The 25541-nt window shown below is 56.2% G+C and carries 16 protein-coding genes, 1 tRNA gene and 1 riboswitch; of the genes, 7 read left to right on the top strand and 10 right to left on the bottom strand.

All coding sequences use genetic code 11. The annotated features are described in order from the left end of the window. Window positions 1-3 precede the first annotated feature (3 nt). Window positions 4-648 (bottom strand): recombinase family protein, encoded by a 645-nt coding sequence (locus VGR81_13255; protein HEV2289905.1) that lies wholly within the window; start codon window positions 646-648, stop codon window positions 4-6. A 784-nt stretch (window positions 649-1432) separates the two neighbouring features. Here VGR81_13255 and VGR81_13250 point away from each other — a divergent pair. Together VGR81_13250 and VGR81_13245 are read left to right on the top strand one after the other, a co-directional pair. Further along, the gene (locus VGR81_13250) at window positions 1433-2338 is read left to right on the top strand and encodes an alpha/beta fold hydrolase (protein ID HEV2289904.1); all 906 of its coding nucleotides are present in this window, start codon (window positions 1433-1435) and stop codon (window positions 2336-2338) included. Window positions 2339-2473: 135 nt separating this feature from the next. Then, on the top strand, window positions 2474-5806 hold the full coding sequence (locus tag VGR81_13245) for a hypothetical protein (GenBank protein ID HEV2289903.1): 3333 nt from the start codon (window positions 2474-2476) through the stop codon (window positions 5804-5806). Window positions 5807-5919: 113 nt separating this feature from the next. On the opposite strand, the gene VGR81_13240 is transcribed toward VGR81_13245, so the two are convergent. The 5 genes from VGR81_13240 to VGR81_13220 all read right to left on the bottom strand — a co-directional run bounded on the left by VGR81_13240 (window position 5920) and on the right by VGR81_13220 (window position 12911). Next, complete coding sequence (locus VGR81_13240; protein ID HEV2289902.1) at window positions 5920-7344, bottom strand: NAD(P)/FAD-dependent oxidoreductase; 1425 nt, start codon at window positions 7342-7344, stop codon at window positions 5920-5922. A gap of 70 nt (window positions 7345-7414) precedes the next feature. Continuing rightward, window positions 7415-8236 (bottom strand): MurR/RpiR family transcriptional regulator, encoded by an 822-nt coding sequence (locus VGR81_13235; protein HEV2289901.1) that lies wholly within the window; start codon window positions 8234-8236, stop codon window positions 7415-7417. Between the two features lie 415 nt (window positions 8237-8651). Then, window positions 8652-11372 carry a response regulator gene (locus tag VGR81_13230; GenBank protein HEV2289900.1) on the bottom strand — a complete coding sequence of 907 codons (2721 nt, stop codon included), beginning with the start codon at window positions 11370-11372 and terminating at the stop codon, window positions 8652-8654. 7 nt (window positions 11373-11379) lie between these two features. Then, window positions 11380-12021 carry a YfiR family protein gene (locus VGR81_13225; GenBank protein HEV2289899.1) on the bottom strand — a complete coding sequence of 214 codons (642 nt, stop codon included), beginning with the start codon at window positions 12019-12021 and terminating at the stop codon, window positions 11380-11382. 482 nt (window positions 12022-12503) lie between these two features. Then, the gene (locus tag VGR81_13220; protein HEV2289898.1) at window positions 12504-12911 is read right to left on the bottom strand and encodes a hypothetical protein; all 408 of its coding nucleotides are present in this window, start codon (window positions 12909-12911) and stop codon (window positions 12504-12506) included. A gap of 162 nt (window positions 12912-13073) precedes the next feature. On the opposite strand from VGR81_13220, the gene VGR81_13215 reads away from it, so the two are divergent. The 3 genes from VGR81_13215 to VGR81_13205 all read left to right on the top strand — a co-directional run bounded on the left by VGR81_13215 (window position 13074) and on the right by VGR81_13205 (window position 18071). After that, window positions 13074-13910 (top strand): GGDEF domain-containing protein, encoded by an 837-nt coding sequence (locus VGR81_13215; GenBank protein ID HEV2289897.1) that lies wholly within the window; start codon window positions 13074-13076, stop codon window positions 13908-13910. 122 nt (window positions 13911-14032) lie between these two features. Next, a complete protein-coding gene (locus VGR81_13210; protein HEV2289896.1) occupies window positions 14033-14791 on the top strand; it encodes an MBL fold metallo-hydrolase in 759 nt (252 codons plus the stop codon). Between the two features lie 712 nt (window positions 14792-15503). Continuing rightward, the gene (locus VGR81_13205) at window positions 15504-18071 is read left to right on the top strand and encodes a DPP IV N-terminal domain-containing protein (GenBank protein HEV2289895.1); all 2568 of its coding nucleotides are present in this window, start codon (window positions 15504-15506) and stop codon (window positions 18069-18071) included. Between the two features lie 55 nt (window positions 18072-18126). Here the strand turns inward: VGR81_13205 and VGR81_13200 are convergent, their stop codons facing one another. The 4 genes from VGR81_13200 to VGR81_13185 all read right to left on the bottom strand — a co-directional run bounded on the left by VGR81_13200 (window position 18127) and on the right by VGR81_13185 (window position 24150). Further along, window positions 18127-21288, bottom strand: coding sequence for a hypothetical protein (locus VGR81_13200; protein HEV2289894.1), 3162 nt, complete (start codon window positions 21286-21288; stop codon window positions 18127-18129). 93 nt (window positions 21289-21381) lie between these two features. Beyond that, entirely contained in the window at window positions 21382-22167 is a 786-nt protein-coding gene (locus tag VGR81_13195) for a hypothetical protein (protein HEV2289893.1), read from the bottom strand. Between the two features lie 217 nt (window positions 22168-22384). Continuing rightward, window positions 22385-22484, bottom strand: a riboswitch (SAM riboswitch). Window positions 22485-22759: 275 nt separating this feature from the next. Continuing rightward, a complete protein-coding gene (locus VGR81_13190) occupies window positions 22760-23260 on the bottom strand; it encodes a hypothetical protein (protein ID HEV2289892.1) in 501 nt (166 codons plus the stop codon). Between the two features lie 11 nt (window positions 23261-23271). Then, complete coding sequence (locus VGR81_13185) at window positions 23272-24150, bottom strand: mechanosensitive ion channel domain-containing protein (protein HEV2289891.1); 879 nt, start codon at window positions 24148-24150, stop codon at window positions 23272-23274. A 78-nt stretch (window positions 24151-24228) separates the two neighbouring features. On the opposite strand from VGR81_13185, the gene VGR81_13180 reads away from it, so the two are divergent. Next, window positions 24229-24603 carry a hypothetical protein gene (locus VGR81_13180; GenBank protein ID HEV2289890.1) on the top strand — a complete coding sequence of 125 codons (375 nt, stop codon included), beginning with the start codon at window positions 24229-24231 and terminating at the stop codon, window positions 24601-24603. Between the two features lie 98 nt (window positions 24604-24701). Next, window positions 24702-24778 (top strand) — tRNA-Arg (locus VGR81_13175). Window positions 24779-25541: the final 763 nt, after the last annotated feature.

Genomic DNA, 25541 nt, shown 5'->3' with positions numbered 1-25541 from the left:
GCGTCACGCGCATCGAGAACTAGCGTGCTGAGACTGGGCAGCGCTGTAAACAGTTCCGACCGACATTTTCATCAAACCAGCTATCGAGCGCCACGAATGCCCGGACGCCCGGAGCGAGTTGATTCGGTCAACATCGACGGCTTTTCTCGGTCGCCCGAGGCGTTTTCCTTTGGCTCTGGCATTTTTCAAGCCTGCACGCACGCGCTCCGCAATGAGATTTCGCTCGCCTTCGGCTACGGCTCCGAGGATCGTAAAAACGAGCTTTCCGGTGGGTGTGTTGGTGTCCACCTGCTCGCAAAGCGAAACGAACTGGATGCCGAGCGCGTTGAATGTTTCTAGCGCCCGGCACAGATGCGACACGGACCGGGAGAAACGGTCGAAGCGCCAGCAAACGGTCACATCGAAGCGGCGAGCGTGTGCGTCGTGCATGAGGCGATTTAACTGAGGGCGAGAGTCTTTCTTCCCCGAGACGCCGACGTCCTCGTAACAGTCGAAAACTTCCCAGCCTCGACGCTCGCAGTATTCGCGCAGTTCTCGCGTTTGCACCGCAGGGTCTTGACCGTGGGCCACGGTTGAAACTCGCGAATAGATCGCCGCTAACAGTTTTCGAGAAGTGCGGTTATCGCTTCGGATGACTTGCAATGCCATCGGAGCCTCCTTCAGGTCTTAGCTCGTTCGCAGAACCTGTTCAAATATCCTGCGCGGGGCGCTACCAGCGCTTTCCAGACCCAGCAGGGGTCGGCTCTCGCAGACGAGGGCATGCTGCTTCCTGTCGTCCGTGACACCGTTGATGAAATGAAGGTAGGGCGTCGAGCAGCCAGACTGCGGTGCTCGGGCTTTCGCCAAGAATGGCGATGGTGGTAGGTTGCGTAGAGCCACGGCAGCCTCCTTAACAGGTTGCTTGGTCAGGGGCGTCAGGCGGCTGGAACCGCCCGACGTCCCGCTTACTTCAACTCTTTGGCTCGCTCCTGAAGGTACCGATCAATCGCTCGTCGGATGAGTTCCGCTACCGGAGCGCCCGTCTTGTCGGACAGCTTTAGCAGCTTCTTGATTTGCTCCTCTTTGACGAAGAGGGCTGTCCGCTTCATGGTCACATAGTATCACACAGGCATACGTAGGCCAATAGGCCGTTGGCACTAGGAAGCACTTGCATCATTCTTGTATTGAGCCGTGAAAGACAACGCGAACTTCTGAAGGCGCTCACTTGTTTGACAGGCTCGCCCGAAAATGCTACCAGTTCTGCTACCAGATGTTGTCCAACAACACTGGAAAAATCAGATGCGCCGAAAGCTAAATCCTTCTGGGTCAATGATAGTAGAAATCCCCACCGCCCCTACCAACGCTTCTGTTTTTATTCTGCTTAATTGTTTCCCTTGGAACCAAACACACGCGGAATTCGTAACTCTTGTTACCAATGCGAATTCGACGGGTATTGGCCGGGTTTGCAGGTCTCAGCATGTTCGCGCCGGTGATTTCCGGCGCAATTGGGTTTGCGTTAGGCCCGTGGATCTTGCGGCCAATGCGGAAACCGCTGGATGCAGCGTTAATCGCGAAGGCTGACGGGATTTTCGCGCGTGACGGCGTAACGCCTGAGGAGTTCGATATTCGAGCGCCGGACGGCGTGATGCTTCGCGGTTGGAAGGTTCGCTCGAGGACGCCCAATGACGACTGGGTTCTGCTGTTTCACGGCATTGTGGACAATCGCGCGGAAATGGCGCCATACGCCGATTTTCTTCTGAAGGCGGGATACGGCACCGTCATGATGGACGCCCGCGCGCAGGGTGCGAGCGATGGCACACTGGCCACGTTCGGTTGGAAAGAGCGATGGGATACAAAAAAGATTGTTGATGCACTCTATGCCAGCGAAAGGCCTCGAACTGTTTTTGAGCTGGGAGAATCTATGGGCGCGGCCATCGCGCTGCAGTCCGCCGCAGTGGACCCGCAAATTAAGGCCGTTGTGGCAGAAGCATCGTTCAGCAGCTTGCGCGAGGTCAGCTACGATTATGCGGGACTGGCTGTGAGTTCTCTGTTAGGGAGGACGCTTTTTCGCCCGGCATCGTATTTCGCGCTGCGCTCAGCGGAAAACGAGGGCGGATTTCCCGCGGATGGTGTTTCCCCTGCCCAAGCCGTGTCTGAGCGCGCCTTCCCTGTGCTGCTCATTTGTGGCACGCGCGACAAAACCATTCCTTGCCGGCACTCCAAGCAGCTTTTCCACGAAGCGATTGGTCCGAAACAATTATGGATCGTGCCGGGAGCGGGTCACACAGGTGCGTTCGGGACCGAGCCAGCGGAATTTCAGCGGCGCGTACTCGCATTCTTCGCGAAGAATCAGAACTAAAAGCTCCGCCCTTGTATCAAATCTCTTCGCTAATACGTCCAAAAGAGGGATTCGGAAATTGTGCCCGAAACAGGAATGTGACACTATACTGCGCCTGTTTCTGTGAGGGGACTTCTACTAGGGGGTATGGACATCATGACGCGAATTTCGCGAGTTGCATATTGGCTGATCTTCGCCAGTTTTCTGGCATTCACGTGGACCGCGACCGCGCAGGTCAAGCCCGACCTCTACGCCGGTCTTAGGTGGCGCAACGTTGGGCCTTTCCACGGCGGCCGCATCTCTTCCGTTACCGGCGTGATCGGTCAGCCCGGAGTTTTCTATTTCGGTACCCCCCAGGGAGGCATTTGGAAAACCACCAGCGGAGGCGTCACTTGGTATCCCATCTTCGATCAGGTGACGAGCGTGGATAGTATCGGTGCAGTTCAGGTGGCTCCATCGAATCCCGATATCGTTTATGCCGGAGCTGGCGATCCCATTGGCGGCAGCTTGGGCAACGGCATGTGGAAGTCCACCGACGCCGGCAAAACTTGGCAGCACATTGGCCTGGATGACACGGTGAAGATCGACAGCATCCTCGTCGATCCCAACGATCCCAATCTCGTGGTTGTCTCTGCTCTCGGCGATGCCACTCACGACGGCGGCGGCATCTACCGCTCGACCGATGGTGGCCAGACTTGGACCAATGCCCTCAAGCCCGAGGGCTACGATGGCACGCGCGAAGTGGAATACGCATACGACGACCCCAGCGTCATGGTGGCAGACACGCAAGGCACGGGCGGTGGCTTTTTCTTCGGCACCGGACCTCGTCCCAAGACCAAGCCGCCGCTGGTTTTCAAATCTACCGACGAGGGTCAGACATGGACCCAGATCAAAATCCCTGCTTTTCCTGGCCGCGTTGCCTTGGCGATTGCCTTGCGCACCAGCGGCCGGCGTATCTACATCGTTGGCAACGATATCGAGGGCGGCTCCGGATTATTCCGTTCCGACGACGGCGGTAACACATGGAAACATATGGCAGGCAAGGACACGCGCATCGGCAACGGCCAGGGCTCCTATAGCTGCGGTGTCTTCGTGGATTCGCAGAATCCTGACGTTCTCTACACCGTGAGCACGGCCATGTACCGTTCGACCGACGGCGGAGTCACTTTCCACGCGTTCAAGGGCGCGCCCGGCGGAGAGGATTACCACAAGCTCTGGATTGATCCCACCAACGGCAGACGCATGTTGGTCGGCGCCGACCAGGGCGCCAGCGTCACGCTCGACGGCGGCGATACGTGGAGCCTCTGGTATACGCAACCCATTTCGCAGGTTTACCACGTGGCCGCAGACAGCCAGTATCCGTATTGGGTCGTGACTTCGCAGCAGGATACCGGCGCTGTAATGGTCAACAGCCGCGGCATGTGGGGCCAGCTCGATTTCTTTACCGACTGGAGTCCGGTACCCTCCTCTGAATTTGGCGTCATTACCCCCGATCCCGAAAGTCCTCACATTCTTTATGCTGTCGGCTATGGCCCCGGCGGCGGAGGCAATGGTCTGGTCAAAATTAATATGTCGACCGGGCAGTGGCAGAACGTCGCGCCCAACTTCGGCGCTGATGCCGAAAAATATCGCGCCGGGCGCGACTTCCAGAAGAAATTCGACACCGCGTTCGATCCCAGCGCGCTCTACGTTGCCTATCAGTGTCTGCTGGTCACTCGCGACGGCGCGCATTCTTGGAAAGCCTTCAGCCCAGACCTCACCACGGCCAAGGGCGCGTCGCCGGTCGCTTGCGGTACACCACTGCCGCCGTCGCCGACGCCAGCGCCGGGCACCTTCCCACCCCCCGCGCCAACCATCAATGATTTTTCAATCTCGACGGTAAAGGCTGGCGTGGTCTGGTCCGTGAGCAGCAACGGCCAGATCTATAACACCATGGATGGTGGCAGACATTGGAACAACGTCAGCAACATCACCGGCGCGCCGCCGAACACGAACTTCAACACTATCGAGGCTGGCGATGAGGTCAACACCGCCTACGTCACCGGTCGCATCGGCGGCCAGCGCGGCCCTGCAGCCACCGCGCCTGCCAAACAAGACGAAGACGTGCCGCTTGTCTGGCGCACCACCGACGGCGGCAAGACGTGGACCAGCATCGTCAGTGGCTTGCCCACTGACGAGCGCACGGGAAGCTGGATGAATGTTCTGCGCGCTGATCCCAAGCAGCCCGGCCTGCTATTCGCTGGCACCGAGTCAACCGTCTATGTCAGCTTCGATAACGGCGACCACTGGCAATCTCTACGCCAGAATTTGCCCACGACTTCCATTCGCGACCTTCTCATCCACACGAATTACAATGTGAACGACCTCGTCATCGGCACTTACGGCCGCGGCCTCTGGATTCTTGATGACATAACTCCGCTGCGCGAGATCGCCGCCAGCGCCAGTGCGGTCACGTCTTCCTCAGCCTATTTATTTCAGCCGGAACAGGCCATCCGCGCCCGGCTGAACAGCAACTGGGATCAGCCGACCTCTGTCGAGGTGCCCAACGCTCCTAATCCGCCCTATGGCGCGATCGTGGACTATTACCTCAGCCACCAACCCAATGGACCGATTCAGTTGCAGGTCTTCGATTCCAAGGGCAATGTGGTGCGAACCATTTCAAGCACTTTACCGCCGCCGATCGAGGGACAAGCGTATCCCCGCTACTGGCTAGCCTCGCCCGAGTCGCGTGTGCTCTCTACCAACATCGGCATGAACCGCTTCAACTGGGATTTGCAGTATGACGACCCGCCTGCCTTCCAGCACGATCTCGAAAATCAGATGAACATGGTGGCGGCCAGCACGACAGCTGGTCCCCACGGGCCGCAGGTAATTCCCGGCGTTTACACGCTCAAGCTCACTGTGGATGGCAAAGTCTACACGCGCCAGGTAACTGTGATGAACGACCCGCGAGTCGGCCAGAGCCCGAAGGTTATGGCCGCCCTGCGTGCTCAAAATCAGCTCACGATGCTCGCGTATCATGGCATGCAGCAGAGCTACGCGGGCAAAAGCGAAGTGGACGCGGTCAAGGCGCAGCTTGCATCTCTGATGCGGGGCAACCTGCCCAGTGACGTAGCCGCGCAAGCCAAGAAGCTCGATGCCAGCCTGACCAAGGTTGGCGGCGCGGCGCCGGCCGCGGGCTTCTTTTTCCGTCGTCAAGCACCCAAGCCCGGTGAGCTGCATTCGTTCCTGATGCTGAACGACGACTACAACACCATGGTCAGCATGATGCAGGTGGGTCTCGACATGGAACCGACACCCACTCAGATCGCCACTTGGGAGAGCGATTGCGGCAACTACAACCGCACCGTGGACGCCTGGAAGACGATGCAACAGAAAGACATCGTCAACTTCAATACCGTCCTGGCAAAGAGCAATTTGCAGCAGCTCGACGTCGTGCCGAGCAAGCTCGCTGGCGCATCATGCAGCTTCAAGGCCGACTCAAAATAAGCAAGACTGGCTCGATGCTCCGGCGGCGGCAGTATTAAACTGTCTTCGCCGCCGCTTCATGGCCACGCATCTCGTCTTTTCCGGCGACTAAAGTTACGCCGGTCGGCTGATGTTCAACTGGCTCGGGAGCGATCGCGCAGCGCTGCTTTAGCCGCGAAGTACCCGCATAGGCCGTGCACACCGCCACCGGGAGGTGCGGATGCCGAGCATAGATATATATTCCTCGCCGGTGTGCGATACATACGCCACGTTGGACGCAGAAAGAATTGGCTCACTTCTGCCGCGCCGCCGGTGATGTCCCCGCCCACTAGGTTCATGTTGTAGGCTTCCAGATTCGATGCCACGCGGACGCTGCGTTTGAGAATCCGTTCGCGGAATCCGGGCGCGAACCGCTCGATCTGATTTTCAATCGCCTGCGACATATCTTTTCCCGATCCATTCGGCACGTGGCAATAGGCCCAGCCGACATGCTTGCTCGCGGGCGCCCGCGTGGAATCAAAGAGGCTCGGCTGCGCAACCAAAACAAATGGCCTTTCCGATATGCGACCCTCCCAGCAGTCCCGCTCTGACGCCGCGATTTCTTCCAGCGTCCCTCCCACATGCACTGTTCCAGCCTGAGCACAGGCATTCGCCTTCCACGGAATTGGCCCATCGAGCGCCCAATCCATTTTGCAGACTCCTGGACCATAGCGAAATCTTTCCAGTTTGCGTCGGAATCGGTCGGCCAATCGGCGGCCCGCTAGTTTCGCAAGCTGCCGCGGCCCCACGTCACACAGAATCGTCTGCGCTGTCGAAAATTCTTCCAGAGATTCGACCGGCGTGCCCGTGCGAATCTCTCCTCCCAGCTCTTGCAGATGTCTTCCAAGTGCATCTGCAATCTTCTGCGCCCCGCCCCGCGCAAAGGGCCAGCCCACGAGATGCCCCGCCGCCCCTAGCACCAGCCCGAATGCCGCGCTTGGCATTTTTTCGAGGGGCAGAATCGAATGGGCCGCAATTCCTGCAAACAGCGCCCGTGCCCGCTCATCTCGGAACGCACTTCGCGCTACATAAGACGCCGAGCGCATCGCCACCAGTCCGAATCTCGCCGCCAAAAAAGGATGCTGCGGCAGGCTCGGCGGTCCCAGCAGAAAATCCTCGAGCTTCGGCCAATCCTCGACAAGAACGGACATCAACTCGTTGTATCGTTTGCCATCCGCGCCCAAATCCGCTGCCGTCTTCTCAATCGAACGATCCAGAAATGCAGCCGTCCCATCGTCCATGGGGTGAGCCAGAGGCAAAGTCGGATGAACCCATTCGAGTCCGTATTTTCCTAGTGGCAAAGTCCGGAAAAACGGCGACATCAGCGCCATGGGATATACCGAGGAGCAAACATCGTGGAAAAATCCGGGAAGCGTCGATTCTTCCGTTCGCGCGCCGCCGCCAATCGTCTCGCGCGCTTCAAACACAATGACCGAACGTCCTGCCTGCGCCACGGTAATGGCCGCAGCAAGCCCATTCGGGCCAGAACCGATTACGACCACATCATATTTTTCGCGCAAGCTGTCATTCTAGCGCAGTTGGCCGTTTGACCTGGCGGGATTCCTGCGATGTTTCTGAGTCAAGGGCGAATTACGTCTCGGAATACCAGCGGAAGCCAGTTCTCTGTTCTTTTTCCGCTTCGCGGAGGATTGCCAGCGTATGGTCGCGGCGGTAATTGGAACAGCCAACTAAGAGCAAATTCAGAAACGACATTGCCGCGACGTACGATCCCGCAAAAAGCGGACCCTCGGTAGGCGTTAAGAAAAACTCATCCGCATATCTGGCGACAGGCGAAATCGAGCTGTCCGTGATGCCCACGCAATATGCGCCTCGGTTCTTCGCTTGGCGCAATCCTTCAATGGTTTGGCGCAGCCCGCGCCGGTAGCTGATCGCTATCACCACATCGCGGCGCGTTACTTGTCGAACCCGGTGTGAAATGTGTCCCGCTCCGGAAAGCGCCATGGACTTGAATCCGATTACGATCAGATTGTATTCTAGAAAACGGGCAAGGCTCTCCGCCATGTCACCGCCCAGGATCAAAATGGAATCGGCGGCGTAGAGCTTCTTCACCAGCGCAATCACGCGCTTGACATCCAGGCTATGGTGCAAAGCGCGAAGATTGGCCATATCGCGGCTCAGCGACTCTTCAATTTGCCCCGCCACACTCGAACTTCCCGCGCTGCTCTCTAGCACTTCGAATGGCGTCGCTTGTGCAATCGCAAGCTCGTGCAAGTAGCTTCGAAAATCGCGATAGCTGGCAAAGCCCATTTCGCGCGCAATACGCAGCAAGGTCGCCGGCGCGCTGTTGAATTCCTTCGCCAGGCCTCGCAGGCTATAGAGAACATACTTTCTCGGATTTTCTAGCAGTGGCCGGATCACTTCTTGCCGCTTGGCCGAAAGGCTTCGAACCATCCTTGGAAAGCTGCTCGAATTTCCCCACGATTTGGCTGGTTTCTCGCGCGACCCCAAATTATCCCCCGCTGGTTCAACCCCAATCCGGATATGTTATCTATAATAGATTGAACAGTTAAACAAGGATTGGGCCACTGCCGGGGTGTCATTCCCGGTGCTGCTTTATGGACCAAATGTTTCACGCGCTGGAAACGTTCGAGCGTAGAAGTATTTCTCAGTTGCGATCGTCTAATACAGATCGCCGCGTTTGCTTACTTTGCAAGGAAAAACATACGTTTCAGTCCGTTTGGTCGGCTTCCATTGTGGTCCCATACGGGGTAAGTGTGGACACCGGAAATTTCTGTAGTGGCTGCTTCATGGCGACGAAATCCTGCGCGAGACACCGTGAACTTGCCCATTCCGTCCACGCCGTTTTTTACGTTTCAATTGCCTCCGGAGCAAGCTTGCATATTCGCTTGATCAATGCGATGAGTTCGTTTCCTTGAATCGGCTTTGAAATATAGGCATCCATCCCATGTTTCAGACAACGCTCGCGATCTCCCGCCATCGCGTGCGCCGTCATCGCAATAATCGGTATGTGTCCCCCGGATTTTTCTTCCGCTTTCCGGATTCTGTCCGTTGCTTCGAAACCGTCCATTTCCGGCATCTGCACATCCATAAGGACCAGGTGATACACGCCTTTTTCGATCGCATCGAGTGCTTCTCGGCCATTTTGCGCGACGCTCACCTGGAAGCCGTGTTTTTCCAGCAAACGCATGGTGAGCAATTGATTTACCGCATTGTCCTCTGCGAGAAGAATGTTGAGCGACATCCGTTGCTCGCGCAGCGAATGCTGGGTGACCAACGGCTGTGGTTCCTTCGTTTCCGGCCGTGCTCCTGCGAGCGCCAGGACGGCGTCCAGCAACTCGGATTGCCGGATGGGTTTCACCAGATAGGCCGCCATTCCCAGTTGTCTGCAACGCGCCGCATCGCCTCGCTGGCCGTCGGACGTAAGCATCATGATCGTCGCCGAGGACCAGTCCGGATGATCCTTGATCTCTTTTGCCAGCGTAAACCCGTCCATGCCGGGCATTCGCGCGTCAAGTAGAATCAGCCTGAATCGCTCGCTCGTATTGTTGAATTGCTCGAGCAATGCCATGGCTGCTTGCGCGCCGTCCGCCGTTGCGGCTTCCATCCCCCAATTGGTCAAAACTCTTTCGAGGATTCTTCGATTGACGGCATTATCGTCTACTACCAGCACGTGCATGCCGCGCAACACCCTCTCGCTGCTGATCGCTAAGGGCTTGGCCGGTCCCGCGCGTTTCCCAAGGTGGACCGTAAAATGGAAACGGCTCCCTTTGCCCGCCTCGCTTTCCACCCAGATTCTCCCGCCCATCATTTCCACCAATCGCGTCGAGATCGTCAGCCCCAGCCCTGTGCCGCCGTATTCGCGCGTCATCGACCCATCCGCTTGCGTGAATGCTTCAAAGATGGCCGCCTGTCTTTCCTTGGGGATGCCGATCCCTGTGTCCGCTACCACAAAGTGCAGATCCGCGTCATTTGGCGTTTGTGTGCTTGCTTCGACTGTTACGGTCACCTCGCCCTGCTCAGTGAACTTGATCGCATTGCCGACCAGATTCAGCAAAACCTGGCGTAATCTTCCCGGATCGCCGATGACTGTTTCAGGAACGTCCGGCTGCACGTCGTATGCGATTTCCAGGCGCTTCTGGTGTGCACGAATGCCGAGTGTTTTCATCGCGTCGCCGATGTTGTCCCGCAGATCAAAATCAATCGCGTCGATACTCAGTTTCCGCGCCTCAATTTTGGAAAAGTCGAGAACGTCATTGATGACCGTAAGCAGCGACTCCGCCGAAAATTTCACGGTGTCGAGGTACTCGCGCTGTTCCGAAGTCAATTCCGTTTCCAGTGCGAGCTCCGTCATGCCCATGATTCCGTTCATCGGCGTGCGAATTTCGTGGCTCATATTGGCCAGAAACTCGCTTTTCGCCGCGCTCGCAGCCTCAGCCGCCTCTTTCGCCTGCTGCATTTCCTGTTCGGCTCGTTTTCGCTCGGAAATATCCTGATAGATGCGCAGCGCGCCATTCACTTCTCCGCGCACGAGCAACGGCGCTCCGTGGACCTCAACATCAATCAATGCGCCATCTTTTCGGCACCGCTGCGTCACAAGTTCTATCGAACGGCATTCTCTCTTCATGCCAAACGCCTTGTCCATCTTCCTTCTCATCTCTTCATTGAGGACCAGCATGTCCAGTCTTCGTCCGAATACCTCTTCATGTTTGTACTGGAATAGTTTCTCGAATGCCGGATTGCACAGTTGAACCTCATCATCCCGGTTGACCACAACGACGGCCAGCGGTGTGTTTTCAACCAGCGCATTCAGGAAAGCTGTGCGTTCATTGACCCTTTCCTCCAACTCGTTGCGAGCCCGTTGCAGCGCCGCGTCGCGTTGTTGGATCCGGCTCAGCATCGTATTGAACTGGTCATAGAGAAAACCGATCTCATCGTTGCTCGTTTTCCGTGCCCGCGTCGCATAGTTTTCACTCGCAGATACGGAAAGCGCCGTCTCCGCGAGGCTTCGGATGGGCACGGAAATCACGTTCTGAAGCCTCGATGACAACAGAAAAGCGATCCCCAGCGAGCCTAGCGACACCAGCAAACGGATTGTCGAAGATCGCGCGCTGCGCTCCTGCAGTTTCCCAAAATCCGATTCGATATAGATCGTCCCGATCTTTTCGCCGTTCAGAGTAATTGGCTCGAACAGCCCCTGGGTCTTTTTCGTTCGCACGATGCCGTTTGCTTGAACCCTCGGAAAGGCTTCGTTCAAATGCGCAGAATCGCGGCGGTAGCTCGCGAATATCTCGCCTCTTTCGTCGTAAATGCATGCTTCGACGATGTTCTTTTCGGCGCGGAGCGCAGCCAGCGTGCCTTTTGCTGAGTTCGCATCATCGAAACTGATGGCCGCTGTGCTGTTTTCGCCGACCATTTCGGCAATGGATGCCAGATCCTCAGGGTTCGTCGTGAAGAAGGACAGCCGGTCGTAAGCCGTAAATGCCAGCGCGGCAGCTAGCAATGCCGCGCCGCAGGGCAGCATCACAATGGCATGCAGTTTTTGGCGTATTGAAAAATTGGAAAGCATCTGCGCGTTAGTTTTCTTTCCTAGTTGCTTCGTCGTGAACGATTTTCGCCAGCAAGAGAAGCTTTGAACTGATCTTCAAGTGCGCGCGTTCAACCGCGTCTACGTTGACAATGAAATGCACTTTGCCATCTTCGGTGACAAACGCGATTTCCCCGCCTTTTTCCACAAAATCGGCCCTGTCTCCAACCAAAAGCACGGGTGCGCTTTTCACTGCTTCCAGGATTTCCGGCAGATGTTTCGCCTCTGTTCTATCCACGAAGACCATCTGGCATCCGCGTAGTCCGTTTACTCGATTCGTGTGTCGCGTTTCAAATGACCGTCCTTGTTTGTTTTTTCCAAGCACAGTTGTTTCCAGATCGCCCGAAAAGGGATCCTTGCCAAAAACGCAGACGGCAATCGGAGATTTTTTATCGGGGAATGTGTTCGGAGGCCACTCGGTGAACTCAGCGAAATTGTAGAGATCCTCCGCCTTCACCTCGTAATCCTCGGTTTTGGATTGGCCAAGGACAGGCTGCGTCCCAGCCATGCCAATCCCGCATACGATCGCCACCATGCACAACACGGAAATTTTGCACGCTCCCGCCACTTTCTCGTGGCGGACGGAAAGCGTCGGAGATATGCGCATCCTCCCGCGGCCGCTCGACCTCATCACCGTTCCCTCATCGCGATGAATCTCCAGTGCTCTTCGGCCATTTGCTCCGTGAGATTTCGCCGGTTTGCATTTTCCTGAGCATGCCTTCCGATTCCTCCCAACGACCGCGGCACAAATCTGCCTTGGAGCCGCTTTTCACCGCCCGCCTTCGCTAATTGCAAGATTTCGCCCAAAGGAAGGAAAATCAGCCTCTGTTAATGATTAGCGGATTCAATAGGTTAGCGTGTATTTGTGCGGTATTCGCGTTCGCGTCTGATTCTGTGCCGCTCGTCACGTTCCGTTTTGGAATGGCTCTGCCCCATACGGGAGGACTTCCGTTTTCCCGCTTTCACCCTGTTTTCTCCTACACAGCCGCGGTTGACCTTCGCGCGCAACTCGATTCACGCCGCATACATAATTTTCGCCGGATTGCCGTACGCGAATGCCCTTGATCTTCTCTTTCTCGATTGAGCAGAGCTTCTATTGGCGGGAGGGATTGCTTAGGAGTCTTGCGTCCCGTTGTCGTAAGCGAGGGAGTTATTCAGGCGCCTGTCCAGCACCGCAGCCGCAAACCGCGCACATTCCGTCATTTCTCGATTCGCCCAGCCCGCTAGCCTCGGCAGCGCTGTCCCGCTCAATTTCAAGCATGCCTGAAGCGCGCGGTAATAAACCTTCACCTCTTTCATCCACAGATTGCCTTTTTGTGCAGATCGGGACAGTTGTTCCGATGCGCGGACCAGCATGTCGAAGTGTCGTGCGCTAATCTCGCTGTTGGCAATACCCGTCGCCGCCTCGAGCGAATTCGAGAGCGGTTGCTCGGCCATCGTGACCCAAATGGACCGCCACTGCGAGATGGCGAACTGCACCAGCGCGCCAAGCGACATCACGCAAATGAACGCTGCAATCATTGTGTACTAGTTTGCTGCAGGCATGCGCCCCGCGCAATAGTGCCAAAGTACTATCTGCTACAATTCACTAAACTTATGCGCTCTTAGGATCTACCCTCACAATCAGCGAAATTCGCTCGATTGGGGTCGGCCCAACGCTGCGCGCAATGGACGTTGCCATTTATGGACCACAACGATCGGCAGGCCCAGAACGCTGAAACTGACCCGAAAAATGTGACGTTTCGCTCCTGGGAATACTCCGCCCGCTTGCGCGAGTTGCGCTGGCGTGATTGGTGGATGTGGGCCTTCTCGGTCCTTGTGATTCTCGTTCTCACCGCCAGCGTGGTTTCGCTTTCTTTTCCTGCGATCTTGGCGGATAGAAAGTCCGCTTTTGGCGCCAGCGTGCTGGAGACGATTCTGGGCCTCATCGGCGTCATTTTGATTTTCATCTGTTATCTCACGTATGAAAAAGTCCTGATTAACCGCCTGCGCACCGAGCTTGCCGAGCGCCAGTTCCATTCTTCTCTTTGGCGCAATCTGGCTCTCGTCGATCCGCTCACCGGCCTCTATAATCGCCGCTTTGCCGAGCGCCACTTGAAAATCGAAATCGCCCGCGCCCGCCGCCGCGGCTATGCTCTGACGCTCGTGCTGTTCGACCTCAACAACCTCAAGCAGACGAATGACCGCCTCGGCCACCTCGCTGGCGATGTGGTCATCAAAGGATTCGCGGATCGTTTGGCAGAGGTCGTTCGCGAGGGTGATTTAGCGGCCCGCTTGGGCGGCGACGAATTCATGCTCCTGCTGACCGATTGCAAAGTCTCGCAAGTTCCTGACGTCCTGCACCGCTTGGAATCGATCACCGTGGACATGGGGACAAATCGCATTCCGGTGACGTTTTCTCAAGGAGCGGCGGAATATCACGACGGTGACACTCCGGAAGATTTCTTTCGCTCGGCTGATAATCTGCTTTACGAAAACAAGCAGGCCCATAAGCAAGCGGTCGTCTCTCCCGCGAAATAACGTCAGCCCTTCAGCGCCCCAAACGCCCTCTCCTCCGCTTGCCGCCGTCGGTTGAGATTGCCCGCCTCGTTTGTACGTGCTAGCATCCCATTCGCACGAAAGAAATTCGCAAAGGTGCGAGCATGATTCCTCTTAGAGTTGTCATCGCCGGCGCAGCATGCGCCGCTGCTCTTCTTTCATTCGCGCGGGTTTCGCCTGCTGCCCCCGCGCGTCAGGTGCAGACATTTGAAACTTCCGCCGGCCCGGTTCGCATCACGCCGATTTACCATGCCAGCCTCATGATCGAAGCCGCCGGAAAAATCATTTACATCGACCCTGCCCGGCCCTCGAATTTTGCCGGTCTTCCTCCTGCCGATCTGATCATCATCACCGATATTCACCCTGACCACATGGACACCGGCTCCATCGCGCAAATCAGCAAGCCCGGCACGCAGATTTTCGCTCCGCCCTCCGTAATCGCCACCGGTACTACCGGCTCTCCGATCTCCAATGGGGAAACGAAAACTTGGGGTGCCTGGACCATAGAAGCCATTCCCATGTACAACATCCAGCGCGGCCCTGCCGCCGGACAGTTGTATCATCCAAAGGGGCGCGGCAATGGCTACGTCCTCACCTACGGCGGCAAGCGCTTTTATTTTTCCGGCGACACGGAAAACATTCCCGAAATGCGCGCGCTCAAGAATATCGACGTCGCCTTCGTCTGCATGAATCTCCCGTACACCATGCCTCCCGACGAAGCCGCCGAGGCCGTCAAAGCGTTTCATCCTCAAATCGTCATCCCTTATCACTATCGCGGCTCGGACCTCAGCATCCTCAAGAGGGACTTGGAGGGTACCGGCATCGAAGTCCGCCTTCTCGATTGGTATCCATCGTCGCAATAGCGCTCTATTTCTTCCGCACGCGATGCTGATCCAATAGCTTCTCGAAAAAAATCACCAAAGTGTTTCATTCCGACGAGCCTGCCTGCCGTGGGCAGGGAATCTGCAGTTTACCCGCGCCTTGGAACGTCATGGATTATTGATTTCGCTCCGGAATCAGTTTGCGGCCGCATCGGAACGAACTGCTGGATGACCTTCGTCTTACAACCACTACACCTTGTATTTCTCTGCAAGATTCTCCATGATTTTTCTGTGCGCGCCGCGTGCATGTTCGCAGCCCATGCGGCTCTCCCGATCACTGGCGAGCCTCGAAAGGGAAGTGAAGCTTGAGCGAAAACTTGAAAATGAAGACGGCAAGTAGAGCAGGAGAGAGTACGTCGCCGCTGATTGCATGGCAATTTGCTGGTCGCCGCGCAAAACGGACGCCGGCCACGCATCTTGAATCCCGGCGTCGAACCGGCGCTGTAATTTCTAATCGCCACACCGCGGAATTAGAATTCGCCGTAACTTATAGAAAACAAAGGATCGGTGTAATTCTAATCGCCACAAAATCGCGTATGTTTCGATTTGCCGTTTTGCCGCCTTTTTCTTCAACGCGCCGAAATCCTACGTCGCGCCTGCGAACTCCCGCTGCAGAACCTTCGTCATCCGGACCATCTCTAATCGACACTGTAATTATTAGAAATCTTCGTAACTCATACAAAAGAAAGGGTCGATGCCAATCCTAATCGATAAGAATTGCACACTTTCTGGCCGCTCTTCGCGCCGTTTTCGGCGCATTCTTTCCGCCGCCAATCACGCGAGAGCGAAAATCCAAACTCTTTACTCTCAGCCGCAACTCGGCGATGATGCTCCCGCTCGCTATGCCATTTTTCGGGCCATGAGAGGACTTTCCATGCGCAAAACGCTCGTTGCAATAATTTCCATTTTGTTTTTGTCTGTTTCTATTGCTGCCGCACAGCCGCCGCAGGCCGGCGACACCTCCGCTGCGGCTCATCCGCACGCGCTGACCGATGCCGACTACGCTCATGCCGAAAAATTCCTCCCCTACAACACCACCCCCCTCGTCTACCGTACCGTGCGCGCGACTTGGCTGCCCGACAACCATTTTTGGTATCGCCTCACAACCGCCGAGGGCAACGAATTTGTCATGGTCGATGCCACGAACGGCACACGCGCGCCTGCCTTTGACCATGCCGCCGTCGCCTCTGCGCTCTCTTCCGCCTCAGGCAAAACCTACGACGCCCGTCACCTGCCCTTCATGACCTTCGAATTTTTCAACGACGGCCACGCGATCACGTTTCGCATCCACAATCGTGGCTGGAAATGCAACTTGCAATCCAATCAGTGCCAGGCGGATGACAATCCCGTGGACCTGCCCGAACAGATCCCCGGTCAAGCGGCGACGAATCCGCCGGAATCCATCTCTCCCGATAAAACGAAAGCCATCTTCATCCGCGATTACAATCTGTGGGTTCGCGATCTTTCGTCTGGCCAGGAGACGCAACTCACCACCGACGGCGTGAAAGATTTCGGTTACGCCACGGACAACGCCGGATGGACTCACAGCGACCGTCCCATCGTTCTCTGGTCGCCCGACTCGAAAAAAATCGCCACGTTTCACCAGGACCAGCGCGGCGATGGCGATATGTATCTCGTCCGCACCCTGGTTGGACATCCCACGCTCGAAGCATGGAAATATCCGCTGCCGGGCGACAAAGTTGTCACCACGATTCAGCGTGTCGTCATCAATCTTGACGGCCCGCGCGTGATTCGCTTCAAAATGCCTCCCGACCAGCATCGCTCGACGCTTTGTGATGACATCGCCTGCCGCCCCGGTCAGTTTACAGACGTCAACTGGAGCCCCGATTCCACGCATGTCGCCTTCGTTTCCACATCGCGCGACCACAAGCATGAAGTTCTGCGCGTCGCCGATGCAGCCACTGGAGACGTCCGCGACGTTCTCGAGGAAACCGTAGCCACCTTCTACGAATCCGGAAACGGTGCGGTCAACTGGCGTTATTTGCCCGAATCCAACGAAGTCATCTGGTTTTCCGAGCGTGACAATTGGGGTCAGCTCTATCTCTACGATCTCCAAACCGGCAAGCTCAAGAATCAAATCACGACCGGAGAAGGGAACGTCACCCAGCTTCTGCGTGTGGATGAGAAAAATCGCATGCTGTATTTTCTCGCCGTAGGAAAGGAGAAAGGCCGCAATCCTTATTACAGCCATTTCTACCGCATCGGTTTTGATGGCAAGAATCTGCAGTTATTGACGCCCGAAAACGCGAACCACGAAATCGCACTTTCCCCGTCAGGCCAGTATTTCGTCGACAGTTACTCCACACCTGAGACTCCGGCAGTCGCCGTCTTGCGCGATAGTGATGGAAAGCTTGTCTCGACCATCGAAAAAACGGATATCTCCCGTCTTCTCGCCACGGGATGGAAGCCGCCAATTCCATTCACCGTCAAAGCTCGCGATGGAGTGACCGATCTCTACGGCCTGATGTTCCGCCCCACGAACTTCGATCCGAAGATGAAATATCCCATCGTCAATCATATTTATCCCGGCCCGCAGACCGGCAGCGTTGGAGGCCGAAACTTTTCCGCCGCGCGCGCTGACTGCCAGGCTCTCGCCGAGCTTGGTTTTGTCGTCGTTGAAATCGACGGCATGGGCACACCCTGGCGCTCGAAAAAATTCCACGAAGCGTATTACGGCGACATGGGCGACAACACTTTGCCCGATCAGGTGGCAGGCATGAAGCAGCTCGCCGCGCGTTATCCTTGGATTGACGTCGATCGCGCAGGAATTTACGGCCACTCGGGCGGAGGCTTTGCCACGGCCGATGCCATGTTCCGCTATCCCGATTTTTTCAAAGTCGGCATCTCGGAATCCGGGAACCATGACAATCGCGAATACGAAGATGATTGGGCAGAAAAGTGGCAGGGGCTTCTCGTCCAGAATCCCGATGGAACCACGAACTACGACAATCAGGCGAACGAGCTCGTCGCGAAAAACTTAAAGGGCCATTTGCTTCTGGCCCACGGCACCATAGACGACAACGTGCCGCCCTACAACACGCTTCTCGTTGTCGACGCACTCATCAAGGCGAATAAGGATTTCGATCTGCTGCTTTTGCCCAATGAGCACCACGGTTATGCCGACGACACGGCGTACATGACTCGCCGCCGCTGGGATTATTTTGTTCGCTATCTCCTCGGCGCCGAGCCGCCGCACGAATATCAGATGCATCCCCCGGCCGAGGATGCGCCGCGCTTCTAAAACTTGCGCGCCGCGCAGCTGGAAATTTATTTTGGCTGCACGAAGCAATTTGAATTTATTTGCTTTGAACGTTTCCCGTCGCGACGCCGATGAGCGGCGTATTCGACCGCCGCATCCGATCATTCAACTCAACGACATCTTTACTCAGAATTTCTTTCCATTGGGACAAAAGTTCATTCATCTGTTTTTCGTAAACCGCGTACTGCTCGTATTCCGGCTGCGTCGGCGGTTCGTCTGAATCGTCCACGCTGTTTTCCAGATACGCAATCTGGCTGCTGAGCATGTTGCCGTAGTTCAGCTGGTCCTCACTGGCAGTCGATTTCACGGAGATGAGCTTTTCTTCGATCACCGTCATTTTCTTGTCGATAGCTTGCGCCTGCGCGACCACATCTTTTTCTGCGGCGCTTTCCCCGAAACGTTTTTCGAGCGCCTGCAATTGGTTTCTCAAATCGCGGATCGCCAGAACGGTGTTGTGGTCAGTTTCTTCCAGGCCTCGCACCTGCATCGCCAGATCGAACTGCTTCTGCAAATCCTCCATGGAAGTTTTCGTGCGCGGATCGGGAACGATTTGAATTGGCGCCGTGTAATCCTGACCGTCGACCGTGAGCTTCGCCCGGTATTTTCCAGGCACAACCAAAATGCCTTCAGGAGGGCCATTGTCATAGACCGCTCCGGGCACCTCGCGCGGAACATCGGTGCGCATATTCCAAACGAATCGGTTGAGCCCTGCCTTATTCGGCAGCGCTTCCGCTGTTCGTCCTCGCGGAAATTCGGACGGCGCGCTCGTATTTTGTTTTTTGCTGGAAAATTTACGAACCAAATGGCCGCTGGCATCGAGAATTTCCAGCGTGATGTCGCTCTTGGCCGGGGATTTCAACACATAATCAATAATTACGCCGCCCGGCGGATTCGGGCCCACAGCTCCACGCGGGCGGAAAAAACCGCCGCCGCTGTGCGAATGATATGCCGGTGCAGGTTCGAACAAATGCACTAGTTGGCCGAGCGTATCCGGGCGGATCTCGCGGAGCGGCGTAATGTCGTCGAGAATCCAAAACGCGCGGCCGTGTGTCGCGAGCGCCAAGTCATTGTTCTTGATGATCAAGTCATGCACCGGCACGGTCGGCAGATTCAGTTGCAGCGGCTGCCACTGCGCGCCATCGTCGAAGGAAACCATGACGCCCGTTTCCGTTCCGGCGAAAAGCAGTCCTTTTCTTTTCGGATCTTCGCGAACTGCGTGAACAAATGAGCCGGTAGGAATCCCGTTGATGATTTCAGTCCACGTCTTGCCGAAATCCGTCGTCTTGTAAATGTACGGATTCAAATCGTCCAGCATGTGACGATCGACGGCGATGTATGCCGCGCCCGCGTCGAATGGAGAAGCTTCGATGAGACTGATCTTGCTCCATTCGGGCATTTGCTTGGGCGTAACGTCTTCCCAATTTTTTCCGCCATCACGCGTGATATGCACGAGGCCATCGTCGCTGCCGGCCCAGATGAGATTTCTTTGCACGGGCGATTCCGCGACGGCGAAAATCGTGTCGTAAAATTCCACGCTTGTGCTGTCTTTCGTGATTGGCCCGCCGGAAAGCTGCTGCTTGCTTTTGTCATTGCGCGTGAGATCCGGACTGATGATTGTCCAGGTCTGCCCGCCGTCCGTGGTTTTGAAGAGCACTTGCGCGCCAATGTAAATCGTATGCGGATCAAACGGCGAAGCGACGATGGGTGCGGTCCACTGGAAGCGGTACTTCTGATCTACTGCGCCTGAGCCATCCATGATTACAGGCGCTGGCGTGATCAAATGCTCCTGATTGTTCTCGCGCGTCCAGCGTGTGATGATTCCGTAGTTTCCCCCGGCATAAACCGTTCCACCATCCGCGCTGGAAACGATATAGCCGCTCTCGCCGCCTCCGACGGGATACCAGTCCTGACGCCCGATGACGCCGTGGTCGGTGCTGCTGGCAATGGCCATAGTAGAATTGTCCTGCTGCGCGCCATAAAGGTAGTAGTGAAATTGATCGTCGGCAGCGACGTGATAAAACTGCGCGGTGGGCTGATTGTCTTCCGACGTCCATGTTTTTCCGCCGTCGTTGGATATGGCAGCGCCGCCATCGTTACCAGTAATCATGCGGTTGGAATCTTCAGGGTCGATCCACAACGCGTGATTGTCGCCATGCGGCGGACGCAGCGTGATCCAAGTTTTTCCTGCATCAGTCGATTTGTATGCGCCGACATTGAGAATGTAGATCGTGTCGGCGTGGCTGGGGTCGGAGAAAATGTGCGTGTAATAAAACGCGCGCTGCAAGAAACGGTGATCGCCGGTTACGAGTTGCCAGGACTCTCCAGCATCATTTGAAAGATAGACCCCGCCTTTTTCGGCTTCGATCAGCGCATAAACGCGGTCAGGGTCCGCAGCGGAAATGGAAATGCCGATGCGCCCGAGGATTCCCTCTGGCAGGCCGTGGCCCTCGATTTGCTTCCACGTTGTGCCGCCGTCGGAAGATTTATAAATTCCGCTTCCCGGACCGCCGCTGATGATGTCCCAGGGTTTGCGTACGACTTGATAGAGCGCGGCAAAAAGCACGTGCGGGTTATTGCCGTCAAAAGTAAGGTCAACTGCGCCGGTATTCTCATCTTTGTACAAGACCTTCTGCCAGGATTTTCCGCCATCGGTCGTGCGAAAGACGCCGCGCTCCGTGTTTGGACCAAAGGCGTGGCCTTCCGCTGCGACGAGAACGATGTTCGGGTCATGGGGATCAATCAGCACACGCGAAATGTGGCGCGTATCATCGAGCCCGATGTGCGTCCAGGTTTTGCCGCCATCGACGGATTTGTACATTCCGTCGCCGTAGGTAATGTCGCCGCGAAAACAAGGTTCTCCGGTGCCGACATAAATGATGTTGGGATCGGAAGGCGCCACGGCAATCGCGCCAATTGAGGCGACCGGCTCGTGGTCGAACAGAGGCGTCCAGTTGCCACCGCCGTCGGTCGTTTTCCAGACGCCGCCGGCAGCAGCGCCGAAATAAAAGACGTAGGGATTGCCGGGAATGCCGAGAACCGCTTCGACGCGCCCGCCGCGAAACGGCCCGACCAGGCGGTAAGTCATGCCTGAAAGGGAGTTCTTGCCGAGTGTTTGCGCGGACGCAAAGCGAATAGAAATAAAGACTGTGAAAACAAGCAATGCAATGATGGCTCGAAGATACGCAACGTTGTGGCGCATTCCAGAGATGCCTCCTTTGGATAGAAGGCGGGATTGTATCGCTGAATTCGCACAATGGCGAAAAATCTGTGCCGATACTTCAGAAGCCCGGGCTTAGATTGTCGCTTGCGCATCCTGCGCCGCAGATTCGCGCGTTTCATTTGTGATCCAAGTTTGCGGAGCTGGTTCACCCAAGCTGCGAACGACGAGCGGCAGATCATGACGCGCCGCGGCTTCGAGCGCTTGCGTCTGAACGAGGTCGCATCCGTCATGAGCCATAGCAAGCGCCTGCGAAAAAGAGAGAGACGGAAGATGCCGCGCGTGTGTGTTCAAATGAGGATCGTCGGAAAAATAGCCGGGCACGTCCTTGATGAGTTCGCATCGAGAGGCGCCGAGGCCAGCGGCAAGAAGAACGGCGGTCAAATCGGAACCGCCTCGTCCGAGGCTCACAATTGTGCTCGAACGATCCGCGGCGAGAAATCCAGGTACGACGAGCGCACGATGATTTCGCAGAGCCTCGCGGATTGCCGTCGGATTGAAATCTGCCCTGGCGGCGCTGGACCCGCGCTCGGAAAGGCGTAAGCCCGTCTGGTGTACATTCAGTGGAGACGCGGCAATTCCCAGGGCCTGCAAATGCAAGGCAAGGAGCGCGACAGAGTGCAGCTCGCCCGTGGACCAAAGCAAATCGAGCGCAGACGGACTGGGTTCGGTGACAATTGCCTGCGCTTCCTGCAACAAGAAATCCGTCACGCCATTTCGCGCCGATACGACAACGACGAGTTTTTCCTCCGGCGCAGCAGCCAGCCTATGTGCGACAAATTCCGCGGCGCGACGATACGAAGCTGTGTCTTTGAAGATCGAACCACCGATTTTGATGACGGCCACATGTTCAGCTCTCAATTCCTGCGACAATGAAGATTCTCCTGTGCCATAAATTCGCAATTTTGGATCCGGCTGACGGCATTGCCAGCCGACCCGTGAAGTCACCTGCGCATTCCACCAGTGGAGCGGTGCGAAAATACAAGTGACCTGCCACAGGCGAGATAGACAAATCGCCTGCGAGGTTAAATTAATTGAGAGCCAGAATCTTCAAGCGATCAGGAATCGATTGCCGAGGATCTTATCGCTCCCCATCGGGCAGGAATTAGCACCTTGGCGGTTGCGCCAGGTTGCTGTGGCTTCGTCGGGCCTGTTCCCTCAGCCACTCTGGATAAGCGCTGCCGTTAAAGCAGCACAGAAAAGATATACGGAGAACTCCGGGCGTGTCAAGGATTGATCATGAGTCAGTTCGAATTTTGACTCGTTGAAGCACGGTCAAAAAAATTCGAACTGACCCACGACTCAAGGATTGATGCGAAGAAAAAATGGGCGAGCTGAAATAAGACAAACGAGCCGCTCAGGCGAGAGCTGCGTTTGAGCGGCTCTCGATCCCGAGCGGAGCACCAAATCCATTACTAACGCGCCGGAATCTGAATTCGAAGGACAGATTCCATTATCGGCTGCGCTTTTTCGCTCCCTTTCCACCTTTTGCCGGCGATTTCGCTGGAGGGGCCTGAGCGATCATCTGTTTCAGCATCTGGCGGATCAGGTCATTGTGACCGGGAGCTCTGCGTTCGCGCCAGGCTTCGAAACGGGCGACGTGCTGCTCGAGCTTTTCATACGCATGGGGATTCTTCATCCGTTCCCGGGTGGGGCCGGCGACGGGTTTGAGGCGATCCCAGACGATCCATTGCTCGCCGGAATTCTCAAAGAAGAACTCCTCGTCAATGAGGCCACGGCTGACGATATTCGCCACCATTTCCCAGTAGCTCGTGACCATGCGCAACGAAGCATTGGCCTCGGTCCCGGGAGGGGCAATCCTCATTGCATCTTCCGGGCTCGATGGATTGAAATTCGCCAAAAACCACGCGCGGGCCTCGCGCATCCGGGGTTCACGGCGCAATTCGTATAAGCGAAGCAACAAATTTGCCTGTTCATGTGTAACGGTGCTCATTCCTATCCTCCCTATGATTTTCCGCTTGTTTGCGGAGAAGTCGTCAAAGGGCCTTCCGGCCCGGAAAAAACAACACGATTCGCGCTGACTAACTTGATTCCGGCGCGCTCCATTTCCAAAAGAATTCTACGGCGAAGCTCGCGCGCCACGTCTTCGTTGCGCGTGGGAGCGCTGCGGAATTGCAGGCGAAGTGTTGTGCCAGCGAGAGCGAGAGATTCGACGCCGAGGACATTCGGGCCGTCGATCAGAAGCGGCGACCAGGCGGGGTCGTCGCGAAGCTCTTTGGCGCATTTTTCGAGAGCGGCCAATGCTTGCGGGACGCCGGCTTCGCTGGGAATCGTGATATCGAGAAAATATTGCGACCAGTCGCGACTCAGATTTGCCACCTGGCCGACCAAGCCATTGGGAATGGTGACAATTGCGCCTTGCGAGTTGCGCAGAACCGTGCGCCGAAGCGTAATGTGCTCGACGCGGCCCGTTTCGCCATTGAGTTTGATATTGTCGCCGACGCCATACTGATCCTCGAAGATAACGAAAAATCCGTTGATGATGTCGCGCACGAGATATTGCCCGCCGAATCCGAGAGCCAAGCTGAAAAGGCCAGCGGCCGCAGCAACGGGCGTGATGTCGAAGCCGAACTCCGGCAAGATCATCAGGATGGCGATGAGCGCGATAATTACAACGCCAACGCTATAGAGCACACCGGCCATCGTGCGCGTCTGATCCTCGCGGGCTTGCGCGGCGCGAGTCTGCGCGGCGGCCTTGACGATCATGTGGGAGGTGAGCGTTCGCCAAACGAGGATGGAAATCACAGCAGTAGCCACGTCGAACAACACACGCGGCGCGCGCTGCTTTATTGCGTCCAACCAGGCGTCGTTGAACAGAGTCATATATAATCAGAAAGCGAGAGATTATATCACCGCGGCTGTGGCGGCATTTGGCGGATTGTTTGTAAGGAGGTGCAGCACATGGATAATCAGAGGCGCTTTTTCCTGGCAGCTGTGATTTCGAGCGCAACGGCCGTTGGCGCAACCTTGCTGACGACGCGACTGGCCGAAGGCCAGAACGGGCATCCATTGCCGACAGGCCCGCAGATTTTGCCGTCGAATTCGGATCGACCGGGAACAGCTCCAGCCGTACCTCCACTTCGCACGAGGGCTATTCTGGAAGCGAATCAGAAGGAAATTAAGAAGGATGTTGACCAGCTTTTTTCGCTGGCCCAAGATTTGAAAACTCAGACAGAGAAAGTTGATTCCTCGCAGGTTCTGTCCGTAGCTTTTGTAGATAAAACGCAACAGATCGAGAAACTGGCGAAGAGAATCTGCGACTTGGCCCGCCTGTAAGCGCAGGCAAGAGCAACGCGTCGGTTTTGTTTTGCAGCCCATGGCTTGCGCGGTAGAATGAAATCGGCATGGCAGTGTTGATTTCTGCGTCGTGCTACGCGCCCGTAGCTCAGCGGATTAGAGCACTAGCCTCCGGAGCTAGGGGTCGGGGGTTCGAATCCCTCCGGGCGCGCCAGTTTCTTTGGCGAGAGCGCGCACATGTTGCCGGGTGTTTCATCAAGTCAACCCCCGCACTCTTTGCCCAAGACGCAATGAATGCGGCACCCGCAGTGATTTCGGCCGAGCCGTAGGCAGACCCCGTGTGTGGTATCATCGGCCCACAGTGCTATCAATGGAGGAACGTTACGAACGTCGAAAGAGTTCGCCACCCGCCAACCAAATGAACCGCGGCGTAAACAGCATAACAGACACGACTGGATCTGCCAGCCTGTTGTCGGCATTAATTGGCGACCCTTTCAGCTCCCTAATGTGGGGAGGAATGTCATATGCCAATGCCAAACTAGGGGAATACTTCAATACGAAGCTTTGTGGAGGACCACCCGTAGGAGTGCCATGAAAAATAAGCTGAGTGTTCGGACATACTTTTCGCGGTCCCCATTTCGCTCTCCGAGTTTCATCGCGGTAACGGTGGTCACGGCAATACTGGCCTATTTTGAATTCAGATCGATACATACAAATGAATCGTTGACGACCTGTTTGAGCAACGCCATGCTTCTACTGATGCTGCTCCCTTTCGCTACCTGGGTTTCCTCTCTGTTCTTGCATTGGGAAATCCGTGGATTGGTGGAGGCCAGGGGCAGCCCCGTTGCTTACTCCCGACTCGCAAGGCTGCATAAGGGCCTTGTCCTGGGTATCAGCATTTTTGTTTTCCTAATAGTGGTAACCCTCATCGCACCGTGCGTAAGAAAAGAGGCACAGTCGAACCAGAAAAACGCGAT

This window comes from Candidatus Acidiferrales bacterium, assembly GCA_035934015.1.
Lineage (GTDB): Bacteria > Acidobacteriota > Terriglobia > Acidiferrales > UBA7541 > DAHUXN01.
Note: the sequence above shows the minus strand (reverse complement) of the source record. Positions and strands in the feature narration are given on the sequence as shown.